This window comes from Leptospira kemamanensis (assembly GCF_004769665.1).
In the GTDB taxonomy this organism is placed as follows: Bacteria; Spirochaetota; Leptospiria; order Leptospirales; family Leptospiraceae; genus Leptospira_A; species Leptospira_A kemamanensis.
The window spans coordinates 268,364-286,616 of record NZ_RQGG01000032.1; the positions used below are offsets into that span (position 1 = coordinate 268,364).

The window sequence follows — 18,253 nt, forward strand, 5'->3', positions numbered from 1 at the left end:
TTGGAATAGGTGTTACCATTGAAACTACGAACCCTTCTCATTACGGCAATCTTTTTATCAACGCTTGGTGCACTCTTCGCCGATGATTCCAAAATTCCCAAACAAGAATTTGGTTTGGAAGAAGGTTTGCTTCCAGAAGACATCTCCACGTTTCCCGAACTCAAAACCTGGGCGATTTACCAGTCGTATGAGTTGGAACCCGATGCGCCACATTTGGGTTTACAAGATTCCATCTGTCGTATGGTGCCAGAATCGGGACTTCGCTTTTTACTCGAAAAATCAGGTCATACAAAATCTACTGTTTACCTCTATTTGGATTTAACCAAATACAGACCACTGAAAGGTTCGAAGTTCAAACCAAGAAAATTACAAATCTTCGTGAACGGGAAACCAAAACGGTCGATTCTCACGGAAAGGACACATGGGTTTCAGAATCCTGTGGAAATCCCTCTGGAACCATCCGAATACCCCGATGGCAAAATCCATGTGGAGGTAGTCCCCAGTCAAAACTCTGTCGGACGTTTTTGGGGGATTTGGGATGCGTTTGTGGTGGAGAATCGTTTGGATGAAACTGAGTGATTATACCGCGTATTTTTCGCGGTATTCGTCTTCGCCAATGGTTTGGAAGTAACTCGTAAGCCCTGCTACCTTAAATACCTTCTCAATGGCTGGTTTCATATTGGCAATGGAGAACTTTCCTTGCAATTCCTGGACATAATTCAGCTGTTTGATGAGCATTCCAATTCCAGAAGAGTCAATGTAGTTGAGTTTTTCTAAATTGATGATGACGTGCAGATTGGCGGACGGTTGGTTTGGGATATTGGTTTCGAGGAAGTTTTTAAAATCCAAGGAAGTGTAAATGTCCAAACTTCCAGAAATGCTGATCACAAAGGCGTCTGCATTCTTTTTCAGATTTATTTCCATGGGAGACCTACCGCAAGGCTCCTGTTTTTACGTTTTTTATTCAACCTTATTTTTAACAAATTAATGATTTCATTTCAAAAGTCGAAAATAGATATAGAGTCTACTATCTAGGGAGTTCGTATGCGTACCTCGTTTGTCTTAATTTTTACCTTCTTCTTCACCGTTGGTCTTTTTGCCGCGGATGAAAAAAATGAACCTGTGAGCCAAGCAGATGCCCATAGATTGAATCCCGATGGAAGCATCGCACTCATTCCCTATAATGCAAAACAACAGCAGAAAATAGAACGAATTGGCAAGGAAGTGGATGATTACCACGCCATGATCAACGAAAAGGTGAAATTCCTTAGTTTTGAGAAAAAAATCAAAGACAGTCGTTATGGACAAGTCACAAACGCACGGGAGATTCACCTTCCTTACGAGCCAAGATATGTCATGCACAGTCGTTTTGTGATGAAACTGAAAGGTGGCGGTGGTGCTGAAGGTGGTGGTTTTTCACTGGATGAACTTTCCTTTTGGTCACGTAAGTCACTTACGGATAAAGGAAAAGACCCTGTCACCACATATCGTGAACTCAAAAACAGCACTGCTGGTGGAGTGAAAGGACTTGTACTTTCTGTTCGCACAGTCACCAATGCCGATGACAATACCCTTACCTACGAATTGGAAAAAATCCAAAGCCCTTGGGAAAGAATTCGTTTGGCAACTGCTTACCGGGACAGACTTCGTGAAGTGGCAAGAACCATTGACCGTTACATCCAAGCAAAAGGCAAATTAGAAGCAAAAATGGTTTCTGAATCTGTTTTGGAAGTCTCTGTGAGTGGAGATTTCGAAGAACCTTAATCGGTATTAGGTGGGATTTGGTAACACAATGCCACCGCAAAACACGAACCTTTACGAAGTATTAGAAATTCCCTTTGGTGCCACGACGGAAGAAATTAAAACTTCTTTCCGTCGGCTAGCCAAACATTATCATCCCGACATTCCTGTTACAGGATCCTACGCTAAGTTTCAATCCATCCATTATGCTTACCAAATTCTCACGGGTGTTTCGAGAAAACAGTATGATGAAGAGTTTAAAAGAAATTATGCGAAAGCCTTTTTAAAACGAAAACTCGAAGAACACCCCATCGTATTGCCCGTCTCTCGTGTCCGATTTACCACAGGGATCATTGACCTTGCCAAAAAGGGTCTTATGAGAAAAGGATTTCGCAATAAAGATCGTAGGAAGGTCACGGGCATTGATTATGATTTGGTGATCGATCTAAAAGAATCGGAAACCATGCGACCCGTGATTGCCGTAATCCCTCTTACCGTGCGGATTGTTTGTCGCGACTGCATGGGCAGTGACCCCCATTGTCCCGCTTGTAGTGGCCGAGGAAGTTATAAAGGTTACCGTAAGTTAAATGTGGAGTTTCCTGTTTCCTCCCTTGTCCCTTCGAAGGTGTTTGAATTTGATCTCTCTAAATTCCGACCGGATTCATTTACCCATTTTAAGAAAAAATTCCTTCGAGTGAAGTTACTCGTTCATAAAAATATCCCTTTACGGACAAAGACCGCTGTCTAAAACGGAAACCAATGGAGAGGATTCCAAAAATTGTATTTGTTTCCCCGATTTACAAAGAAAAAATCTGGGGTGGCAGGAAACTGGAATCCGAATTTGGACGTTCCATCCCCGAAGGACCCATTGGTGAGTCCTGGGAAGTTTCTGTTTATGGAAACGACATCTCTCCCATCCAAAATCCAGAGTTTTTAAACCTACCTCTCACAGAACTCATCCAAAAAGCACCAAACGAAGTGCTTGGAAAATCCTTTGCCAATGTTGGTTTACCCCTACTTGTCAAAGTTATCGATGCCAAAGAAAAACTATCTGTCCAAGTTCACCCTAACGATGATTATGCGAACAAGCATGATCCTCAGTCCAAAGGGAAAAAAGAATGTTGGTACGTTTTGTCCGCCGATCCTGGTGCAGAACTGGTAGTAGGTTTTGACATTCACACAAACCGAAACGAATACGAATCTCTCGTAAAACAAAACCTAGGTGAATCTGTTTTAAAAAGATGGCCTGTCAAAGTGGGAGATGTTTTTCTTTTAAATCCAGGAACCATTCATGCCATTGGTGGTGGTGTCGTTCTTTTGGAAGTACAACAATCCTCCGACTCCACGTACCGAGTGTACGATTACGGAAGGATTGGAGATGATGGCAAACCAAGGCAATTACATTTAGAAAAAGCACTTTCTGTTTTGAATTTTGAAAAATCAAAAGGGGAAGAAAAATTAGAAAAACAACTCATTGGTTATCACCCATTCCCTCGTTATCTTTTTACATCCAATGATAAATTTAGATTAGAATCCTGGGAGTTTGACCAAGCTCAAAATTTTACATTGACTTCGTTATGTGAACCAAACTGTTTTGGAATCTTTTTTACCGTTTCTGGATCCATTTATTTTCCTGAGTTACAAAGAAACGTGGGAACAGGAGAAACATTTTTTGTCACTGCAACAGGCTTTGCTGAAACCGTAAACGCCTACGCAGCACCAGGGACAAAGTTAGCATTTATGTCCGCTGGAACCGATATGGTAAAATATCAATCATTCCACTATTGACTTCTCTTAAAAATCTATATAATGAGATATAGAGAGGATTCTATGAAAAAAATAATTTCCATTTTACTTGTGTTAGCATCAACTTCGTTGTTTGCTTTGTCTGAACTTGAGAATTTGATGATAAAAGAAGCAAATACTCCAGAAAGTAAGCAAGCGGCGCGCACGTATTTGAATGCGATGGCAAAAGAAAAAGAAGAAAACGCAAAACGTCACGAGAGAATGGCCATCAATCAAGGTGGAAAAGTCGTTTCCGCTGCAAAATTCAAAGAACACAATTTGAATCTTGCAAAAGAATTTAGAGCAGAGGCAGAAGAATACAAAAAAGCTGCGGATGCTTTAAAATAAAAATTTAATTTGAGTTGGGTAAAGGAATCCGATCCGTTTCTTTTGGAACTTTTGGGAACTCATCTTTTGCCCATCTTTCTTTTGCGACATCGATCAATTCTTGGCTTGTTGCAACAAAGTTCCAATACAAATGACGTTTCTCTTTGAGAGGTTCCCCTCCGAGTAACATCAAACGACTGTTTTGTTTCGCAGTGAATGTTACCTTAGATCCTTTTTCGAATAAGATCATAGAACCTACGGTATAAGATTCTCCATTTGATTCAATAGCACCTCGCGACACATAGAGACCTGCTTCCTCTTCCAGGGAAAGTTGCCAGGATACGGTATTTCCGTCCCGATTCACTTCAATGTCTGCATAAAATAGAGGGAAATGTACTACTGCTTTGGATTCTAATCCTAAAAACTTCCCACCTAATAAACGCAATGTGACCCCATTTTCTTTCCATACAGGAATCTCCGATTCCGAAAGATGTTGGAAACTAGGATCCATTGATTCCTTTTCTTTGGGTAAGGCAATCCACGTTTGGATCCCTTCTAACACCTCGTATTTGGGATCAAATTTCGAACGTTCACTGTGTACGATTCCATTGCCAGCAACCATCCAATTGGTTTCGTTTGGACGAATGTCCATCTCCACTTCCAAACTATCTCTATGTGTGATCACTCCATCATATAAAAAAGTGATGGTAGCAAGGCCAATATGGGGATGGGCCCGTACAACAAGTTCTTCCCCTGTCACAACAGGAACAGGTCCAAAATGATCAAAGAAGACAAACGGACCAACAGAACGTTTTTCTAACGCAGGTAATACCCTACGGATGATGAAATTGTCGCCAAGGTCTTTGGAATGTCCAATCAGTGATTTTGTCATTTGGATTTAGACTTCTTTGGTTTTGGTTTTGATGGAATCTTTTTTGCAGAATCTTTTGACTTTGTTGTCACCTTAGATTTGGAACTTGTATTGGGTTTCGTTTTGGATTTCTTTTGGGACTTTGAACCAAATTTCCGATTTGATTGTGAACCTAACTTCGATTTGGAGTTTGCCTTCGATTCAGATTTAGAATTCCCTTTGGTTTCTTCTACTTTACCAACAAAAAGACCAATCGCTTCTTTCCCTTTTGTCCAATGAGCTTTGTCTCTTGCATTGAAGTAGAGGATAAAAATATTTTCGGCTTCGGAATACTTCACATCACAAGCATAGACATGGCTTGCCTTCCAACCTCGGCCCGTTGGTCCAAGAATCGGTGTTTGGTTGATCCGTTCAAAATGGATTCCATCTTCACTTTGCAAAAATAAAATCGCCGAACAAGATTCCTTACGCACTGGGTTCCAAAAAATTCCATTTTGAAATCCTAAGTATCTTCCTTTCCATGGAATCACTTTGATTGATCCCGCGCCTAAATTACAAAATGGATCCATATCACTAGGAGAAAGAATGGGATCTGAAAAATAAGAAAATGGTCCTAGAGGAGAACTTGCTTCTGCCACTGTAATGTACTTTGGTTCACAAAATCCGCAATCGGGAACTATCACAAGGGAAGAAGAAAAGTACATTCTGTACTTATCTCCAAATTTAACAAGGCATGGATTACTAACCGATTCACCAAAATTTGGATCTTTATGAAAGGGAAATTTGGGGATAATGACAGTTTTAGGTTTTGACCAACGAACGAGGTCTTTACTCGTCATCACTTCAATTCTAGATTTCCATTTTCGGTAAGGAAACCAAGACATGAGCACATGTAAAAATTTGTATTTTTCATAATACAAATAATAGGTTCCATCTTCTTGGTAGATAAAAGGTCGCATCGCATTCCGAACGATAGACTTCTTTTTTTTCCATTGGATTCCATCTTCGGAAGTGTACTCTAACACACCAAAGATGTTGTGCGCAAATAAATGCCAAAGGCCGTCTGGGCAAGTCTCAGGAAATAAAAAACTAGGATCCGCTAAGATCGGAGAAGGGAATCCAGGTTTGAGTATAGGATCATCTTGATAAAGTTGCCAATAGATATTCTGTTTGTTCAAATGAAATAAATTTCCTTATTTTTCCAATACTGATTTCAAATTGGAAAGACCTTCTTCAAAATCATTTCCAATCATCTCTTCAAAATTCATAAAAAGTAACATCAAATTAAATGGATACGGCATGGAACCATCAAATCCCCAAATGACCTTTGCTTTTTTAGGATCTAAAGAAGACACTTTCATATAACTTCTTTCTGTTCCTTCAAATGGTTCGAAAAACCGAAGTTCGGTTTGCATCTCCAAAGCATCCGTGTTGATCATTTTGATCTCTTGTTCGCCTACACCAACATCTTTCACTTGGCTTTCCCAACGAGAAACAAAACCAACGGTTCCGTCTTCCCCTTGGAAGATTTTTTTCATTTCGGGATCTCGTTTTGCCCAGACGCTGTACTGGTCTTGGTTTTTCAAAAGTCGGATGAAAGCAAACACTTCGTTTGCTGGTTTTCCTATGTCAATGGAACGTTCCACTTGGTAGCTAGAGGGTAAAAATATTGCCAACACAAGTGGGATCGCGATGATCCCGATGATTCCAATTGCGATCTTTCTGCCTAGATTCATAACTCGTAAATTTGAATCAAAAACATTGGTTCGTCAATTGATTTACCCACGTGGTCGTAAATTCCAACTAAAAATCAGAAGGAAAATTGCAATGAGAGTCGAAACCAAAATGGCTCCAATGGCAACGTCCCAGGAATACTGTGTGGATAAAAAAGCAAGACCCTTACCTTGTGTTGTACGTCCAAGAGAACCAAAAAGTCCAATGAATCCGGCAGCCGTGCCTACCGCTTTTTTTGATGTGAAGTCCATGCCTGCTACACCGAGTAACATCACCGGTGGATAAATAAATAATCCAATCAAACCAAACAATGCATAGTCGATCCAAATATTTCCAGGAGGATTGAGCATAATTCCTACAAACGCAAAAAAAATGGGAATGATACAAAGTAAACTCACCATCCCCCTTCTGCCATCAAACTTATCGGAAACCCAACCCATGAGTATAGTAGAACCAATTCCCCCAAATTCTAAAATCAATGTGGAATATCCACCACCGAGCAGATCGGTACCTTTTGTTTCTTTTAGATAAGTGGGACCCCAATCGATCAAACTATAACGAATGATGTAAACAAAAAAATTAATAATGGCAAACAACCAAATATATTTGTTCAACAAAACCTGTTCAACAATCAATTGTTTGGTGGTTAGTTCTTTTTCATGATCTTCTTTTTCTTCCGGTGGGAAATCATTTCGATAGACTTCCACTGGAGGAAGTCCCACCGATTGAGGTGTGTCTACAAGCCGAGTGAATACAATATAACTTTCGATAAGAGCGATGACACCTGGTACAAAAAAAGCATATTGCCATCCATTTTTTAATGCAGCATAAGAGGCGATAACACCAACAAGCCCTCCTCCAATATTATGTGCAATATTCCAAAATGCAAACGTAGTACCTCTTTCTCTGACGGAGAACCAGTGCCCAAGAGAACGACCACTCGGAGGCCAACCCATACCTTGTACAAGACCGTTGGCTCCCCACAAAATGAGATGAACCCAATAATGATTCGCAAATCCAAATGAAAAATTTAAAATGGCTGTGAGTAATAACCCAACTGCCATAAATTTTTTTGGGTTAGAACGATCGGACAATGCACCCATAAAAAATTTTCCAATTCCATAGGTGATGGCTGTGACGGCTAAAATATCACCAATATCGGATTTGGAATAAGACAAAGCTTCACCAATTTCTTTTGAAACTGGCGAAAAATTGTTTCGAGTGAGGTAGTAGACCGTATAACCAATGAAAGTTGATTCGAGTACGCGGTAACGATATTTTGGATAAAGAGTTTGAATCTCTTCTTCTGATTTTTGTGGAATTGCTTTGGCAGGAGCAAACCACTGCCGAAAGGACTTATACATAAACTTGGAAATTGATGTCTAATAGAAAGGAGTCAAGTTCATTCTCATGAAAACAGATATTAGAAATGGATTTATTGATACGATTGGAAATACACCGCTCATTCGCATTCGTTCTTTGAGTGAAGAAACTGGCTGTGAAATCTTGGGAAAAGCAGAATTCTTAAATCCAGGTGGTTCCGTCAAAGATCGAGCTGCCTTATACATCATCCAAGACGCAGAAAAAAAAGGCCTTCTCAAAAAAGGAGGAACGGTTGTGGAAGGGACTGCTGGAAACACAGGCATTGGTCTCACTCATATTTGTAATGCCAAAGGTTACAAAACCATCATCGTGATTCCAGAAACCCAATCCAAAGAAAAAATCGAAATGTTGCGCACGTTAGGTGCCGAAGTCATTCTTGTTCCTGCAGTTCCGTATTCTGATCCAGGAAATTATGTACGAGTGTCGGAACGAATTGCTAAAGAAACACCCAATTCCCTATGGGCCAATCAATTTGATAATCTTGCCAATAGACAGGCACATTTTGAAACCACAGGTCCTGAAATTTGGAACCAAACCCAAGGCAAAATTGATGTTTGGACAACCTCCATTGGAACTGGTGGAACCTATGCTGGCACTGCCTTGTATTTCAAATCCAAAGATCCAAAAATTCGATGTGTCGTTGCAGATCCTTATGGTTCAGGAGTTTATTCTTTTGTTAAGTCCGGTACAATTTCCATCGAAGGTTCTTCCATCACTGAAGGAATTGGACAAGGTAGGATCACAAACAATATGGAAGGAATGCCTGCCGATGATGCGATTCGTATCCACGACAAAGTAGCCTTACAGATCTTACAAAAAGTGCTGAAGGAAGATGGACTCTTTATGGGAGGAAGTGTTGGGATCAATTTGTCCGCTGCCTTTCAAATCGCAAAAGAGTTAGGTAGAGGTCATACCATCGTCACTGTTTTATGTGACACAGGAACCAAATACCAATCCAAAATTTACAATCCAGAATTTTTGCAATCTAAGGGGCTTCTCTAAAGTACCAATGAGACAAAATTAAGGAGGCAGGGAATCGGTTACGACCAACTGGGGTTCTCTCGATTGCATTTCCTAAATTTTTTGACAAGGTTTCGGATTACCCACAATGCTTTGTGCAGATTCCCAGAAAAAATTCGATTTTCTCTAGACGAATTCGATTCCTAACTGTTATGATTCGATAGAAATGAAGATGGGGAAATTATTCTTTGGCCAAAACATAGGTTTGCAAATCCAGAAATGGATGGTTTTGGTTTTGGTCCTCCCGATCTTTGGATGTTCTTTTCCTTCGATCAACCGCTCTTTCCTCGAAACTTTTACCACCTTTCGATTCCTCCAAGCCAATACTTTGTCCTATTCTGTTTCCTTCCAAGTTTCGGGACTTTTGGGAACAGGTCTCCAAATGGAAAACAATGGAGAAGTCATCGATATATCCTCTAACGGGACGTATACGTTCACGAGAAAAATCAACTCGGGTGCGGGCTATGATGTCAATGTCAAAACTCCACCTTCTTCTCCCATCCAAAACTGTATTGTATCCTCAGGCCAAGGAACCGTCTTAAGTGGAAACATTGAAGGCATTCAAGTGGTCTGCGGGGATGCCTTGTATCTCATCAGTGGAACGGTAACAGGTCTTTCTGGCAATGGCCTGCAATTACAGAATATCACAGGTGCTGGAACCGATATCATCAATGTCAATAGCGCTAGTTTTTCATTCCCTCCCCTTCCCGCAGGAGAGACTTATAATTTTAGTATAGCAAGCCAACCCACAAACCCTAGCCAAACTTGTTCCATCACCTCTCCTGTTGTGACAAACGGAACCATGACCACAACTCCAATTGCTGTGACCATCAATTGTACGACCAATTCCTTTGTCGTAAGTGCCCAGGTCATTGGGATTTTAGGAACACTGACAGTTGGTAATGAACTCAAACTCACGTTAGATGGTTCTAACCAAATCAATGTAACCGCAGATGGAACGTTTGCATTTCCCGGAATGTATTTGAGTGGAGGAACGTTTTCGGTCACAGTCGACAATCCGGGTGGTGTGATCACATCGGGTGTGTGTACACCCGTATCAAGTTCGGTTACGGTTGGAAATGGACCCACTACGTTTGCGGTCAATTGTTCCAATGCATTCTTAGTAGGTGGCTCTGTATCGAGTCCTGGCGGAACCACCACAAGCGTACTCGGTGGAGCGGTTACCTTAGATTTAGTCCATACTGGTGGATCACCTGCGTTTGCCACTCAGTCAGTGACTGTGAACCCTGGTGTTTCCACATTTACCTTTGGAAGTACGATCCCAGGTGGAGTGGACTATCAAATTGTGGTGAGTGCAAATCCGCCTAACCAAGTGTGTACGATCACGTCTGGTGCGACCCATTCAGGCATTGTGGCCAATATGTCCAATGCTGTTCTCAATTGCAGTTTAACGTTACCAAGTTTTTCACCAGTGAGTGGTTCTGTTTTCAATGACGATGGAACCGTCACCCTTTCTACGTTAATCCCAGGATCCGAATACCGTTACACTCTTGGAAACGGAGCGCAAGCCGATCCCACTTGTGCCTCAGGAACGAGTACTACAGCAACAGTAACCTTAACAGACAATACGCAAGCGGTGATCAAAGCCATTCATTGCAAAGTGGGTTGGGTGGAATCACAAGTGGTCACTTCTTCTTATACTTTGAAAGTCGCAACACCAACCCCTAGTGTCGCCACAGGATCTTTATTGGATTCTGGACAAAACGTAAGTTTTAGTACCACAACAACAGGTTCGACCTGGGTTTGTCATACTTCTGCGGTAGGTGTTCCTGCCGACCCAGACTGTGGCGGAGCAGCAAACACTTGCAATACGGGAACTCTAGGGAATTATGTATTCCCAACTCCTGGTGTGAGTGAAAACGTAAAAGCGAGAATGTGTAAGGTGAATTTAGCACAAAGTGACGTACTCAGTGTCAATTACCAACCCAATGTGTACACGGTTGGGGGAACGATTGCAACACTCACCACTCCTTTTGGTTCCAATACCTTCGTCTTACAAATCAATGGTGGTGATGACCTAATTATTGCTAGCACCGGTACATTTACATTCAATACCGCCTTACCAACTGGTACCAATTATACGGTAAGCGTACTTTCCTCTCCTCAAAACCCATGGCAAACTTGTAATATCACAAACCCAACGGGCACTGTGGCAAACCTTCCTGTGACCAATATTTCGATTTCCTGTAACGTCGATAATTACAATATGAGTGGAACCATCACAAGTTCTGCAAACCTGCCAACGGGACTTACGGTCACAAATGGAGTAGATGCAATCAATGTGCCGTCTGGTGCTACTTCGACTCCCATTGCTTTTGCCACTGCTCTTGCCAGTGGGACTAGTTACGAAGTCCAAATCACACAAGAACCACCAGGATTTGTTTGTGCCGTTCAATCCGATGTATCAGGGACGGTGTTAGGTGCCAATATCACAAACATAGCTGTGAATTGTGTCGCAGGGTATCGCTATGGCAATGCAATCGGTGCTAAAAAACAAGCTCCCATTCAAATTCATTATTACCGAGGAGAAATAGCCACTGCTGCTGGACAAGTGACAAGTGGGGCGGCTGATGGAAGTGCCGGAACAGCTTCGTTTAATGATATCAGTGGTATTACCTATGATGGAACCAAAGGTTATATTGTTGATTCCGGAAATCATAAAATTAGAATTTTTAACCCAATGACTTCCACTGTTTCTTCGCTCGCAGGAAATGGAGCCGCGGGGAATACACCAGGTTCGGGAGCGAGTGGTACGTTTAGTTTACCAAAGGGAATCACTACCGATGGAACCTATTTGTATGTGACAGAAACGTTAGGCAATCGCATCAAACGAGTCCTCATTAGCACAGGTTTTGTGGAAACTTTTGCGGGAGATGATTCTGTTCTATATCCTACAAATGCTTTAGTTGATTCAACAGACCCGTTAGCGGCTCGTTTTTCTTCCCCTGCAGGGATTTTGATTGATGATCAAAAACTGTATATCGCTGATCGAAATAATTCTGCCATCAGAGTGATCAAACTGAGCACCAGAGAAGTTACCACACTTGTCTCTGGTGGTGATATCAATTTTCCAGAAGGAATCACCATCATTGGCGATTATCTTTATACAACCAATTTAGGAACACACTCTATCACTAAAACTCATAAAAATACGGGTGTTACAACGATCCTTGCAGGGAATCCTACGAGTGGTTATGTTGATGCCACGGGAACCGAAGCCGCCTTCGATACTCCACATGGAATCACTTCCGATGGGATTTATTTGTATGTAGCTGATTATGGAAACCACCGCATCCGAAGGATCCATAGTGTCACAGGGGAAGTGATCACTGTTGCAGGCTCTGGAAATCTGGGAGTCACGAATGGCAATGGAATCAATGCAAATATAGCCTTTCCAAAATACATCACAAACTTGGGAGATGTGATTGTATTTGGAACCAGTCATACGTTACGTACCTTAAATACACCTGACTTACTCGCCTATTACCCGCTCAATGGTTCGATACTCAATTTCAAAAATAGCCAAACCATCACTGCTGTGGGGAGTCCAGGTTTTGGAAATGGTAGGTTTGGAGAAACCAATGGAGCCGCAACTACTTCTAACGGGAATGCAGGACAAGCACCTTCTCCTAGTTCGTCGGTGAATAAAATCACAATGGCTGGTTGGATTTTATGGGACGGCTCTAATGCCGGTGTAGGAAAAGTTTTATTTTACAATGGTGATTATACTAGTAATGGACATGGTCTCTTTATCGATGCAAACGACCAACTCGCAGTATACCGAGGAGGGTTACCTCCAGAACCTACGAATTTTTCTATCATACCGAACCTTTGGACCCATCTAAGTTTAACAGTAGATAGTAACGATGTGTACAAAGTGTACGTAAATGGAAATTTAGTGTTCCAAAAAATCCTAACCACAAGTCCTGCAACAGGAAATTTAACCATTGGAGTTTCATCAGGTGCGACTTTCTATTTTCCAGGCCGGCTTGCAGACTTACGTTTTTACAATAGAGAACTGAATGAAGGGGAAATAAACGATCTGGCGAAAAATGCAGATAGTTCTCTTGTGGGTGATTCTTATTCGGCAAGGCCTTTTCAACTCTTAGCGCATTACCAATTCACCAATGACACAGTGACTCAAGGTCCTGTCGGTAGCTCTTTGGCTGCTTACGGTGGACAAACCTATCCTGCTCCAGGAATCAATCGTGTCCCGAATACTTCGTATCGAATTGAATATGGTTCTGGTGGCTACCTAAGTGGGTCTTCCACAGGTTTACCGCTTGGTCGCCATCCAAGAAGTATTTGTATTTGGGTAAACCCTGAACGTTACCCGAATATGGGTGATAATGCACCACTTGTGGCGTATGGTGATCATTCCTCCAATACAGAATTCATTTTAGGAATGTATCGTGAGTCACCTACAGGTAACCTCAAACTGCGGTTTGGTCAAGTGGGTGCCAATGAAATGTATCCAACTCCCACGTATGCATTACCACTCAACCGTTGGTCACATGTTTGTGGTACTTTTGACGGAACCTATGGGTATCTCTATGTGAATGGAAATGAAGTGGTAGGCCCAGATGACATCAGCGGTTTGGATACACAGCCAAGTACTGATTTGTATTTAGGTCGGTTTATGACTTTCCCTGGCCATGTCTTTGGTGGAAAATTAGACGAACTTAGAATTTATTCCAAAGCTCTTTCTGCAAAGGAAGTAAGAATCCTTTCCGCACAAATTCCCATGGGACTTGTCGCTCGTTTCGATTTTAACAAAGACTTCCAAGATGTCAGTGGATTTGGAAATCCCAGTACCAATATGGGAGCAGGTCTAGTTGTCGATAAATATGGAAATGCCATTTCTGCATTGAATACCAATGGAAGTTCTTATATAACTGTCACAACGACATCTTCACCACTTCCGAAAAAATTCCAACCTCGTACGATTTGTGTGCAATACAAAACCTCACTTCTGAACCCTGGTACGATGTTGAGCATTGGACCAACAACGACGGATCGTATGATTGCGTTAGGTGCAGGGCTTACAAGTTCAAAGTATTTTTTCTCTGGTTTTGCAAATGACGTGGAAGAGTTTTATTATCACCATGAAAATGTTTGGAATCACCTCTGTGGGGTGTTTGAAGGACCTTCCGGTACATATGCAGCAACGATTTACCATAACGGTGTCAAACTGACCTCTCAAACCAAATCCACTTGGGACGCAGATCCAAGTGTTTTTACCATTGGAATTAGGTCTGACTTAGCCAATGGATTCAATGGCCAACTCGATGAAGTCCTTGTGTACAACAGAGCTCTTTCCACTAACGAAATCCAGTCGATGTCAGGATTTGATCCTAGGCAAGTATCCACTTGGAATGTAAACCCTGCAGCAAGCAGTTTAAAACTTCACTTAGGTGCCGATAGTTTTTCCAACTTAAGTAATTTTTCTACAGTCTCCAATTGGCAAGACCGAAGTGGGAATGGAGCATCCTTTGTGGCTGGAACCCCACCTTCCTATAATAATGTGGGAATCGGAGGGAAACCTGCTGTGAATTTTGATAGTTCCCAGAATCTAAAGCGACTGAGTGCACCAGGAATCCCTTCCAATAATTCGACAATGTTTTTTGTTCTTACTAGAAGTTTTTTAACCAACGGACCTATCTTTGAATCAAATAGTGGTGTATCTTATTATTTTGATGGAAATATATTCCGAATGGGGAAAATATCCGAAGGCATCATTGGTTCTAGCTCCATCAACTTTAACCTCACTTACTTTCCCTACCTTGTCACTTTTGAACATCAGAGTGGGGTAAATTTTTCATTTTTCTCCAGTGGTTTGAACCAAACAATCTCTACAGATCCAAGTAAAACCTTCACACCAAGTGATCTTTATTTAGGATCAGATTCATCTGAAACAATTTTCTTTTCAGGAAATATTGGAGAAGTTATTTATTATAACAACACACTAGCTGCCCCAGGTCGCACGATTGTCTTATGTTATCTGTCCCAAAAGTATAATCTTGACTTAACTGCGGTACCAATCTATTGCGATTAGAAGTAACTCATTTGACACAGAAGTTTTCATTTGCTCTCCGATCCCCCATGATCCAATATTTCTTTTCCATCATGTTTTGTTTTATCTTGATTCATTGTAATTCAGAAAACGATTCTACCAAAAAAGAACCTCCACCACCGAAAGCAATCACCGTACCATTTCCAGAAGCTATGTACATTCAAAATGGTTGTATCTCTTGCCATGGGCCAGAAGGAAACGGCAGAGGGTCAAGAGCCTCGTTATTAAAAGATGCAAGGATACCTAATTTTCAAGATGTATCCACTTACATTTATGGATCATCCAAACAAGCAATCGCCAAAACCATTCAAAATGGAATTCCAGGCACTTATATGAAAGCATATTCCCATATGCGCAAACATGAGATCGATGCATTGGCTGAATACATTCAAAAGATGCAAAAAAACCAAAGGTAAACTTTGGAATTTTCCAATCAGTCATTGGAAAATAAAAAATAATAGAATTGAGTCGTAAGCGACTAACGCCCGAGATTCATTAAATTGGAAAACAACTCACAGGAACTCAAAACCCCCAATTCACAAGCATCATCCAATTCCTCTAGCGCAGTACTGATTTGATCCACATGTTTTGTTTTCAATCGAGACTGGGCACTTAATTCCAACTCTTTTGCTTTTTTCGTTTGTTCACTGAGAGAAGAAAACTTCCAAGGTGAAATTCTTTTTTCATACTTTAAAGAACTTAAAAAAACTTTGATGTCTCTTTCGATTTGTGGATAAACAGATTCTAAACAAGTAACGATGACTGTGATTCCAAATGTATCGTTTGTCGTTGTGATATAATGTTGGATGACAGTGTCTTCTTTATCCTGAAAGCTGCCAACCATTCCCAAAAACTGAAATACTTCCTGTTCTGGTTCCGAGTTTAATTTTTGTAAGTTGTAATATTCCTTAATATTTGTAACTAAAATGAATTTTTTTGATTCTACATGAAAGAGAATAGGATTTAATATTTGTTTGGTGTCCGATTCTTTAAATAGGATCACGAGTGCTGGGATGATATCACGCCCCAGTCCATCTTTTAAAACGTTTGTTCGGAAGTGATCTAATTTTGTTGTCTGACCATTGGACCTTCGGTTGGTTAGATACCAAGCAGAAGGTAACCGAAAGCTTAGACAATGGGTTTGTAAACAAGTTTTCCAACTTTCCTCTTCTGCCACCAAAGGAGTCAAAAAAAGAGAGACGATGAGAAAAGAGATTAGCGGAAACTTTGAAAATTTCATTCCATCAATTCTTTTCTATTTTTAAAAAAATCAAGTGCATTTGGATTGGCTAAAGCATTTTTATTTTTCACTTCTAAACCAGCTACTGTTTGTTTAACGGCGATTTCTACTTTTTTGCCATTCACTGTATATGGAATTTCAGGAACGGTCAGAATGATTGCAGGAACATGCCTTGGGGAAGTTTCTTTTTTAATTTGTTCTTTGATTTTTTTGATCAATCCTTCCTCCAAAGAAACTCCTTCTGCTAATACCACAAACAAAACTACTCGGACATCATCTTTGAATTCTTGCCCGATGATCACCGAATCTTTGATCTCTGAAATTTTGGATACTACCGAATAAATATCAGCTGTTCCAATGCGCACACCACCAGGATTCAAAGTGGCATCAGACCTTCCGTAAATGATCACACCTTGTTCTTCTGTAATCGATGCAAAATCACCATGGCACCAGATATTATCATAGGTTTCAAAATAAGCAGATTTGTATTTCGCGCCGGATTCATCATTCCAAAAGAAGAGTGGCATCGATGGGAACGGTGTGGGGCAAACGAGTTCTCCTTTTTCTCCCACCACTGATTTTCCCATATCGTCAAATACTTGTACGTCCATCCCTAGACCTTTACATTGAATTTGACCAGCATACACTGGTAAGTTGGGATTTCCCAAAGCAAAACAACCGTTTAAATCGGTTCCACCAGAGATAGAGGAAAGTTGTACATCTGTTTTGATTTTTTCATACACATATTCAAAACCTGAAACGGGTAATGGAGAACCAGTCGAAAGAATCACTTTTAAATCTGGTAGTGCATATTTGGATTTTATAGAAATACCTTCTTCTTCCAATACGGATAAGTATTTGGCACTTGTTCCGAAGACGTGGATGGATTCTTTTTCGGCCATACTCCATAGGGTTTCCCAAGAAGGATACAATGGATTCCCATCAAACTGGTACAAAGTTGCACCCAATGCCAATACAGATTGGGACCAATTCCACATCATCCAACCACAAGTTGTGTAATAAAAAAACCGATCCCCTTTTGAAAGATTACAGTGTAACGCAAGTTCTTTGGTATGATTGATTAAAACGCCACCACCTTGCACTATACATTTGGGAAGACCCGTTGTCCCCGAAGAAAACATGATGTACACTGGATCCGAAAAAGAAATGGATGTATAGGAAATGGGGTCATCCCCTTCCAATCTAGGCAATGTTTGATAACGGAATGGATATTTGATCTTTCCAAAATCCGATAATGGTTTGATAAAATCAGATACAATGGTTTGCTTGAAAACAGATTTTGGATTCGATGCCAAAGCATTCGTGACTTCTTCTAATGTATCCACGATAGAGATTTGTTTTCCCTTGAAAAAGTATGACTCAACGGAGATTAAAACTTTTGGTAATACTTGTTCAAATCGATCCAAAATTCCTTTCACACCAAAGTCAGGAGAAGCGCTTGCCCATATCGCACCTAACGAAGTAGTTGCTAACATACCTATGGTTGCAATCGGTGCATTGGGAACCAATCCTACGACTCGGTCTCCCTTTGTGACACCTAACGAAATTAGGTGTTTTTGAAGTTTTTTCACTTCACGTTTTAATTCCTGATAGGTAATTCGCTCTACGGATCCATCTTCTCTATAAAATACAATTGCTTCCGCATCAAAACTTCCCTTCTCCAATAAATTTTCTGCAAAATTATAAGTCGCACCAGGAAACCATTTGGAATTGGAAAAATGTTCTCCTCGTTCCAAAGTTTTTTTTGGTTTTTGATGCAAAAGAATTCCTGAATACGTGAGCCATTCCATCCAAAACGATTCAAACTCTAAAACGGAAAAGGAATGGAGGGAGGAATAATCAGATAAAGGTTTCCCGAATTTTTGTTCCAAGTGAGTTTGGAAACGACTGAGATTGGTAGCAGATTGAGAAGGTATCCAAAGGGGATTTTGAGTCGCCATGAGAACTGATCTTGTTCCCTTCAAATTTCAAGGCAACAAAGTTACCAACTTTATCCCCACTCGATTTAGATAAGTGATTGCAAAAGTCAGTGGAAATC

At 40.8% G+C, this 18,253-nt stretch carries 15 protein-coding genes; 8 read left to right on the top strand and 7 right to left on the bottom strand.

Annotation, left to right across the window (positions count from 1 at the left end; translation table 11 throughout):
• The first annotated feature begins 9 nt into the window (after positions 1-9).
• Positions 10-579, top strand: a complete 570-nt coding sequence (locus EHQ59_RS11380) for an LIC10729 family protein (protein ID WP_244245499.1) — start codon at positions 10-12, stop codon at positions 577-579.
• On the opposite strand, the gene EHQ59_RS11385 is transcribed toward EHQ59_RS11380, so the two are convergent.
• Complete coding sequence (locus tag EHQ59_RS11385; RefSeq protein WP_135619768.1) at positions 580-924, bottom strand: STAS domain-containing protein; 345 nt, start codon at positions 922-924, stop codon at positions 580-582.
• A gap of 120 nt (positions 925-1,044) precedes the next feature.
• On the opposite strand from EHQ59_RS11385, the gene EHQ59_RS11390 reads away from it, so the two are divergent.
• From EHQ59_RS11390 to EHQ59_RS11405, 4 genes are read left to right on the top strand one after another with little or no spacing between them, the layout of a single operon-like run.
• Entirely contained in the window at positions 1,045-1,764 is a 720-nt protein-coding gene (locus EHQ59_RS11390; protein ID WP_135619769.1) for an LIC_12936 family protein, read from the top strand.
• A gap of 28 nt (positions 1,765-1,792) precedes the next feature.
• Positions 1,793-2,488: a DnaJ domain-containing protein gene (locus tag EHQ59_RS11395; protein WP_135619770.1), complete on the top strand. Its 696-nt coding sequence runs from the start codon at positions 1,793-1,795 to the stop codon at positions 2,486-2,488.
• A gap of 11 nt (positions 2,489-2,499) precedes the next feature.
• Positions 2,500-3,528 (top strand): mannose-6-phosphate isomerase, class I, encoded by a 1,029-nt coding sequence (gene manA, locus EHQ59_RS11400; RefSeq protein ID WP_135619771.1) that lies wholly within the window; start codon positions 2,500-2,502, stop codon positions 3,526-3,528.
• Positions 3,529-3,570: 42 nt separating this feature from the next.
• Positions 3,571-3,873, top strand: a complete 303-nt coding sequence (locus tag EHQ59_RS11405) for an LIC_10421 family protein (protein WP_244245500.1) — start codon at positions 3,571-3,573, stop codon at positions 3,871-3,873.
• A gap of 4 nt (positions 3,874-3,877) precedes the next feature.
• Here EHQ59_RS11405 and EHQ59_RS11410 read toward each other — a convergent pair whose 3' ends face one another.
• The 4 genes from EHQ59_RS11410 to EHQ59_RS11425 are packed head-to-tail and all read right to left on the bottom strand — an operon-like array spanning position 3,878 to position 7,821.
• The gene (locus tag EHQ59_RS11410; protein WP_135619772.1) at positions 3,878-4,744 is read right to left on the bottom strand and encodes a pirin family protein; all 867 of its coding nucleotides are present in this window, start codon (positions 4,742-4,744) and stop codon (positions 3,878-3,880) included.
• The gene (locus tag EHQ59_RS11415) at positions 4,741-5,901 is read right to left on the bottom strand and encodes a glycoside hydrolase family protein (protein WP_135619773.1); all 1,161 of its coding nucleotides are present in this window, start codon (positions 5,899-5,901) and stop codon (positions 4,741-4,743) included. Before EHQ59_RS11415 ends, EHQ59_RS11410 begins: the two co-directional genes overlap by 4 nt.
• A 15-nt stretch (positions 5,902-5,916) precedes the next feature.
• Positions 5,917-6,459, bottom strand: a complete 543-nt coding sequence (locus EHQ59_RS11420; RefSeq protein WP_135619774.1) for an SRPBCC family protein — start codon at positions 6,457-6,459, stop codon at positions 5,917-5,919.
• A gap of 42 nt (positions 6,460-6,501) precedes the next feature.
• Positions 6,502-7,821, bottom strand: a complete 1,320-nt coding sequence (locus EHQ59_RS11425) for an MFS transporter (RefSeq protein ID WP_135619775.1) — start codon at positions 7,819-7,821, stop codon at positions 6,502-6,504.
• Between the two features lie 46 nt (positions 7,822-7,867).
• Between EHQ59_RS11425 and EHQ59_RS11430 the strand changes: the two genes are divergently transcribed.
• From EHQ59_RS11430 to EHQ59_RS11440, 3 genes are all read left to right on the top strand, one after another.
• Positions 7,868-8,842 (top strand): cysteine synthase A, encoded by a 975-nt coding sequence (locus tag EHQ59_RS11430; protein ID WP_135619776.1) that lies wholly within the window; start codon positions 7,868-7,870, stop codon positions 8,840-8,842.
• Positions 8,843-9,032: 190 nt separating this feature from the next.
• A complete protein-coding gene (locus tag EHQ59_RS11435) occupies positions 9,033-14,936 on the top strand; it encodes a LamG-like jellyroll fold domain-containing protein (protein ID WP_244245501.1) in 5,904 nt (1,967 codons plus the stop codon).
• 47 nt (positions 14,937-14,983) lie between these two features.
• Entirely contained in the window at positions 14,984-15,370 is a 387-nt protein-coding gene (locus tag EHQ59_RS11440) for a c-type cytochrome (RefSeq protein ID WP_244245502.1), read from the top strand.
• A gap of 62 nt (positions 15,371-15,432) precedes the next feature.
• Here EHQ59_RS11440 and EHQ59_RS11445 read toward each other — a convergent pair whose 3' ends face one another.
• Both EHQ59_RS11445 and EHQ59_RS11450 read right to left on the bottom strand, forming a co-directional pair.
• Positions 15,433-16,194 carry a hypothetical protein gene (locus EHQ59_RS11445; protein ID WP_135619778.1) on the bottom strand — a complete coding sequence of 254 codons (762 nt, stop codon included), beginning with the start codon at positions 16,192-16,194 and terminating at the stop codon, positions 15,433-15,435.
• Positions 16,191-18,155 (bottom strand): acetoacetate--CoA ligase, encoded by a 1,965-nt coding sequence (locus EHQ59_RS11450; protein WP_135619779.1) that lies wholly within the window; start codon positions 18,153-18,155, stop codon positions 16,191-16,193. The genes EHQ59_RS11445 and EHQ59_RS11450 overlap by 4 nt, the downstream gene beginning before the upstream one ends.
• Between the last annotated feature and the right edge of the window lie 98 nt (positions 18,156-18,253).

Excerpts from the sequence above, each read along its gene's own strand:
- EHQ59_RS11385 (WP_135619768.1), bottom strand. The coding sequence starts at position 924 with ATGGAAATAAATCTGAAAAAGAATGCAGACGCCTTTGTGATCAGCATT.
- EHQ59_RS11390 (WP_135619769.1), top strand. The coding sequence starts at position 1,045 with ATGCGTACCTCGTTTGTCTTAATTTTTACCTTCTTCTTCACCGTTGGT.
- EHQ59_RS11395 (WP_135619770.1), top strand. The coding sequence starts at position 1,793 with ATGCCACCGCAAAACACGAACCTTTACGAAGTATTAGAAATTCCCTTT.
- manA (WP_135619771.1), top strand. The coding sequence starts at position 2,500 with ATGGAGAGGATTCCAAAAATTGTATTTGTTTCCCCGATTTACAAAGAA.
- EHQ59_RS11405 (WP_244245500.1), top strand. The coding sequence starts at position 3,571 with ATGAAAAAAATAATTTCCATTTTACTTGTGTTAGCATCAACTTCGTTG.
- EHQ59_RS11410 (WP_135619772.1), bottom strand. The coding sequence starts at position 4,744 with ATGACAAAATCACTGATTGGACATTCCAAAGACCTTGGCGACAATTTC.
- EHQ59_RS11420 (WP_135619774.1), bottom strand. The coding sequence starts at position 6,459 with ATGAATCTAGGCAGAAAGATCGCAATTGGAATCATCGGGATCATCGCG.
- EHQ59_RS11425 (WP_135619775.1), bottom strand. The coding sequence starts at position 7,821 with ATGTATAAGTCCTTTCGGCAGTGGTTTGCTCCTGCCAAAGCAATTCCA.
- EHQ59_RS11430 (WP_135619776.1), top strand. The coding sequence starts at position 7,868 with ATGAAAACAGATATTAGAAATGGATTTATTGATACGATTGGAAATACA.
- EHQ59_RS11435 (WP_244245501.1), top strand. The coding sequence starts at position 9,033 with ATGGGGAAATTATTCTTTGGCCAAAACATAGGTTTGCAAATCCAGAAA.
- EHQ59_RS11440 (WP_244245502.1), top strand. The coding sequence starts at position 14,984 with ATGATCCAATATTTCTTTTCCATCATGTTTTGTTTTATCTTGATTCAT.
- EHQ59_RS11445 (WP_135619778.1), bottom strand. The coding sequence starts at position 16,194 with ATGAAATTTTCAAAGTTTCCGCTAATCTCTTTTCTCATCGTCTCTCTT.
- EHQ59_RS11450 (WP_135619779.1), bottom strand. The coding sequence starts at position 18,155 with ATGGCGACTCAAAATCCCCTTTGGATACCTTCTCAATCTGCTACCAAT.